We start from the raw sequence: 4,839 nt of genomic DNA, 5'->3' as shown, positions 1-4,839 counted from the left end.
GAGTACAGGATTGAGCCACGGCGACGCTGTGGTCGATCGGAGGCTGTCGGGTACCGCTAGAGCAATTCCAGGAAAAGTGTGAGCGGTTTTCCGTCCGGAATTGCGTAATAACAAGGAGATAGAGTGGTTCGCCGTTTCCGTGAAACGGTGAAACGCTCTAGCTGCCGCGCCCGCTGCATTCGAGACAGGCGACGCTGTGTCCTGGGCAGTTAATCCGGTGGGTGCCCTCCGGACAGCAATGGCCGTTCGAGCTCAGCCAGCGCGCGCAAACGAAGACTTTTTTGGCTCCCTGACAGCGGGGACATTCCTGCGGACGCATCAATTCCTCCCGCGATAGGACGCGATGTTCCGCTTCAACGACCGTGTTCATCCGTTTCGTCCCCCAACGCCTGGATTTTCGGTCAGATATGTTAATTCACCGTTCTTTACATTAGGGTTTATGAATGTGAAAGCCATGAAAGCGTCATCACGCTTTGCTGCGCTTGCACGCTTTCCCTTTCCGCCGCCCTTGTTAAATGTGAGGCCGACCCGTCCTCCGGCCGATTCTGGCGGACAGGGCAGGCAACGGGAACCTTCTTGCAATGACATGGACCGGCGCGGGCGCGCTCTTCATCCTCGTGCTCACCTATGCCGGCGTCGCCGTCGGCCGCATTCCCGGGCTGCGCCTCGACCGCGCCGGAATCGCGCTGCTTGGCGGTGCCTTTATGATCGCCATCGGCGCGATCAGCATCGAGGATGCCTACAAGGCCATCAATTTCGATACCATCACGCTGCTGCTCGGCATGATGATCGTGGTCGCGCATCTGAAGGTTTCGGGCGCGTTTCGGGCGCTTGGCGGCTTTGCCATCGAACACGCCCATGCGCCCTTCATGCTCCTGGTCATGGTGACGCTGTTGACCGGCGTGCTCTCGGCCTTCCTGGTCAATGACGCGATCTGCCTGGTGATGGCGCCGATCGTCGTTCATGTCACCCGCGTCATCAACCGCAACCCGGTGCCTTACCTCATCGCCACCTGCACCGCCTCGAACTGCGGCAGCGTCGCCACCATCACCGGCAATCCGCAGAACATGGTGATCGGCGCGCTGTCCGGCATTTCCTATCCGGCCTTCACGGTGGCGCTCGCGCCGGTGGCGCTATTCGGCCTGCTCTGCGTCATCGTCATCATACGCATCGTCTACCGCGCGGAATTCTCCCGCCCCGCCGAGCTCAGCCCGGAAGTGTATCGGGGCCGCATGCTGCCCGGACAGGTGCTGAAGGCCACCATCGTCTGCGTGCTGCTGGCGCTCGCCTTCTTCGCCGGCGTTCCCGTCGCCAAGGCGGCGCTGATTGCCGGCGCTTTCCTGTTGGTCACCCGGGCAATCAAGCCTCGGCGCATCTATCGCGAGATCGACGGGCCGCTGCTCTTCATGTTCGCCGGCCTGTTCGTGGTGGTGGCAGGCGCCGAGCGCACGCTGCTCACGCCCGACATGATCGCCTGGGCGAAGAACATCGGCCTCGACGATGTCTGGCGCCTTTCGGGCTTCACCGCGGTGCTCTCCAACATCATGAGCAATGTGCCGGCGGTGCTGGCGCTGCGGCCGTTCATTCCCGGGCTGGAGAACCCGGAGCGCGCCTGGCTGGTCGTGGCGATGAGCTCGACGCTTGCCGGCAATTTCACGCTGCTCGGCTCGGTCGCCAACCTGATCGTCGCCGAGCAGGCCAAGGCTGCCGGCAAGCAGCTTTCCTTTTCCGCTTTTTTCAAGGTCGGCCTGCCGCTGACGCTGGTGACGCTTCTCGCCGGCACCGCCTGGCTGGCCTTGTCCTGAAGAGGCCGCCCCTCGAACGCCTCAATCGACGCGCCGCGAGCGTCCACGATCTAAGCTGCGTGTTTGCCTGCCATCCGCGCCCGTATCAGCGTCGCGGCGGCATGGCCGGCGGCGTTGACGTAGTCGGGATTGTGATGGATCAGCATGCTGGAAAAGGCGCCGTCCATCAAAAGCACGATCTCGCGCGCCAGCATCTTCGCCTGGGCGACATCGTGGCTTGAAAGCGCGCCGGCCAGCCATTTCTCGAAATTGGTCTTGTGGCGTGCTCCCGCCTTCACCGCCGGATGCCCCGGCATCGCCGCCAGCTCGGCCGCCGTGCGCAGGAAGCCGCAGCCCTTCCATTTGGGATGGCGGGCAACCCGCGCTAAGTTGGTGAAGATCGCCTCGACCTTTTTGTCCGCGCCGCCCTCCGCCGCATCGAACCAGCCCGCCATCTGCTCGAGATTAGGCTGGTCGCGTCCATCGAGATAGGCCGCGATCAGATCGTCCTTGCTCTTGAAATGATAGTAGAGCGTGCGCTTGGTAAGTCCTGCCTTCTCGGCCACGGCGTCGACGCTGACGCGGCCGATGCCTTCGGCATAGAAGAGCTTGGTCGCCGCATCGACCAGGCGTTTTCGCGTAGGATTGGTCTTTTCGCTCATCGTGTAAGTATACCGACTAGTGAATATACAAGCAATCGAAAGCCTGCTCCTTATCCCGCCGAACCACCGGAAAAGGAAAAAGCCATGACCGACCTTGTGCTGAGCGAGACGCGCGACCGCGTCGCGATCCTCACCCTCAACCGCCCCGACAAGCTGAATGCGCTGAATTACGCGCTGATCGACCGGCTGCTGTCGCGTCTCGACTTGATCGAGACGGATAATGACGTGCGCGCCGTCATCCTCACAGGGGCAGGGGAGCGCGCCTTTTCCGCCGGCGGCGATATCCACGAATTCTCGTTGAGCGTGGCCGAGGGCACCGATGCGGCGCTGCGCGATTTCGTCATGCGCGGCCAGCGTCTGACGGCGCGGCTGGAGGCGTTCCGCAAGCCGGTGATCGCCGCCGTCAACGGCCTAGCCTTTGGCGGCGGCTGCGAGATCACCGAAGCGGTGCCGCTGGCCGTCGCCAGCGACCGTGCCTTGTTCGCCAAGCCGGAGATCAAGCTTGCCATGCCGCCGACTTTCGGGGGCACGCAGCGGCTGCCGCGGCTTGCCGGCCGCAAGCGCGCGCTGGAGCTGCTGTTAACCGGTGAGACATTCTCCGCCGCTCGTGCCGCCGAGCTTGGCCTGGTCAACCAGGTCGTGCCGCACGAAGAGCTGATGCGGGCGGCCCTTGACCTTGCCCGCCGCATCGTCAGTCATTCGCAGACGGCGGTCGCCAGCATCCTCACAGCGGTGGCGCGTGGCATCAATTCGAGCATAGCGGAAGGCTTGCTGGTGGAGGCCGAGCAATTCGCCCGCGTGGCCCCGACAGCAGACCTGCGCGAGGGCGTGAACGCCTGGATCGAGCGGCGGCAGGCGGTCTATGACGGCTCATGGGCGCATGTCGCCCGGCCGGACAAGGCCACTGGCGCCACGCGGCGTCTCGACCGGGCGGTCCACTTGCCTGGCTGACGCCCTGTCTGAAGCGGCTCGGCTTTTCACTGAAGCGCTGAACCGCTTCAGGTTCCATGCACTTTCAGGCGGAAGACCGTGACCATGGTCCTCGAATTGCTCCTAGGCCACCGCTTTCAACGGCGCCTTGCCTGCCTGCTGCACGCGCGCAGCCGCAGCCAGCAGATCGGTCTGCGTGATCAGCCCAAGTATATGCCGGCCGCCATCGACGATCACCACCGCATGACTGCGCCCGTCGGTCAGTGTCGGCAGCAGGCTCATCGCCGGCATGTCGGGCAAAGCGGTGCTTGCTTTCGACATCACCCCTCCCACCGTGTCGGTCGCTCTCGTCAGCTCGCGCAGGCCGATTGCGCCGGTGAGCCGTCCTTCCGCGTCGACGACCGGCAAGGTGCGGATGTTGTGGTCGATCAAAAGGTTGCGCGCCTCGTCGGCTGAAGCCGTCTCCGGCACCGAGATCACATCGCGGGACATGATGTCCCGGCAAAGCAGCGTGCGCTGCGAGCGCACCATCGCCTGCAGCTCGACCTGGCGCAGCAGCCGCTCCAGGTCATCGCGGTCGATGTCGAAGGTTTCGTCGAGCGCCGAGAGCGCCGCATCGACATCCTCGGGCCGAAACCCGACGCGCTCGGCCGGCGGCCGGTCGGCTGTGCCGTGACTGCTGTTGGCCGGCACATGAACATGGGGATAGTTGCGGCGCGACAGCTTGTGGAAGAGGAAGCCGAGCGCGACCAGGACGGTTGAGTTCAGCGCCACCGGCACAAACGGAAACAGGAAGCCGGCCGCCGCAACCGCCGGCCCGCCGAGCACGCCGGTAAGCGCCGCCGCGCCGCCCGGCGGATGCAATGATCGCGTGAACGACATGGCGGCGATCGCCAGCGCCACCGCAAGGCCGGAGGCGATCACCGTGTCATGCACAAAATGCGCCACCGTCACCCCGACCAGCGCCGAAATCGTGTTGCCTCCGATGATGGACCAGGGCTGCGCCAGCGGGCTCGAGGGAACGGCAAAGAGCAGCACGGCGGAAGCGCCCATCGGCGCCACCAGCATCGCCACAAGCGGGCCGCTGCCCATGGCAAGCCCGCTGATCATGCCGGTGAGCGCGATGCCGATGGTCGCGCCGATGCAGGCGAGCAGCCGCTCGCGAAGCGTCGCTCCGGCGAGGATTGGAACAAAGAGGCGAAACGCCATGGCAGGCCCTGGATCGAATGGGTGGAATTGCGCTGCACGCAATGCCGCTGAAGTCACGGATTTGGAAGCCAAACCAATCCGTATATTCGCGGCCGGAGGGAATATTATTGCGCGGCACGCTGCGGAGGACATGCCGCCAGCGGCCCAGGCTTTGTCAATCGCGTCAAGGCGTTGATGGTTAGCAGTATCCGCTGGGCAACTCGCCGGAAGTCCCCGCTTCGGCTAAGGGTGCGTTGGCGCAGTATAGCGGCGGG

At 64.4% G+C, this 4,839-nt stretch carries 4 protein-coding genes; 2 read left to right on the top strand and 2 right to left on the bottom strand.

Features of this window, described 5'->3' with window-relative positions:
• Nucleotides 1-581 precede the first annotated feature (581 nt).
• On the top strand, nt 582-1,805 hold the full coding sequence (locus EOA24_RS27560; RefSeq protein ID WP_127253722.1) for an anion transporter: 1,224 nt from the start codon (nt 582-584) through the stop codon (nt 1,803-1,805).
• 50 nt (nt 1,806-1,855) lie between these two features.
• On the opposite strand, the gene EOA24_RS27555 is transcribed toward EOA24_RS27560, so the two are convergent.
• A complete protein-coding gene (locus EOA24_RS27555; protein WP_126083226.1) occupies nt 1,856-2,446 on the bottom strand; it encodes a TetR/AcrR family transcriptional regulator in 591 nt (196 codons plus the stop codon).
• An 84-nt stretch (nt 2,447-2,530) separates the two neighbouring features.
• Here EOA24_RS27555 and EOA24_RS27550 point away from each other — a divergent pair, with 84 nt between their 5' ends.
• A complete protein-coding gene (locus tag EOA24_RS27550) occupies nt 2,531-3,397 on the top strand; it encodes a crotonase/enoyl-CoA hydratase family protein (RefSeq protein WP_126083225.1) in 867 nt (288 codons plus the stop codon).
• A 102-nt stretch (nt 3,398-3,499) separates the two neighbouring features.
• Here the strand turns inward: EOA24_RS27550 and EOA24_RS27545 are convergent, their stop codons facing one another.
• Nucleotides 3,500-4,585 carry an HPP family protein gene (locus EOA24_RS27545; RefSeq protein ID WP_126083224.1) on the bottom strand — a complete coding sequence of 362 codons (1,086 nt, stop codon included), beginning with the start codon at nt 4,583-4,585 and terminating at the stop codon, nt 3,500-3,502.
• Between the last annotated feature and the right edge of the window lie 254 nt (nt 4,586-4,839).

Source organism: Mesorhizobium sp. M2A.F.Ca.ET.039.01.1.1, from assembly GCF_003998035.1.
GTDB lineage: Bacteria > Pseudomonadota > Alphaproteobacteria > Rhizobiales > Rhizobiaceae > Mesorhizobium.
Note: the sequence above shows the minus strand (reverse complement) of the source record. Positions and strands in the feature narration are given on the sequence as shown.

What these genes read in the sequence shown, in the direction of transcription:
- EOA24_RS27545 (WP_126083224.1), bottom strand. Translation starts at nt 4,585, where the DNA reads ATGGCGTTTCGCCTCTTTGTTCCAATCCTCGCCGGAGCGACGCTTCGC.
- EOA24_RS27555 (WP_126083226.1), bottom strand. Translation starts at nt 2,446, where the DNA reads ATGAGCGAAAAGACCAATCCTACGCGAAAACGCCTGGTCGATGCGGCG.
- EOA24_RS27550 (WP_126083225.1), top strand. Translation starts at nt 2,531, where the DNA reads ATGACCGACCTTGTGCTGAGCGAGACGCGCGACCGCGTCGCGATCCTC.
- EOA24_RS27560 (WP_127253722.1), top strand. Translation starts at nt 582, where the DNA reads ATGACATGGACCGGCGCGGGCGCGCTCTTCATCCTCGTGCTCACCTAT.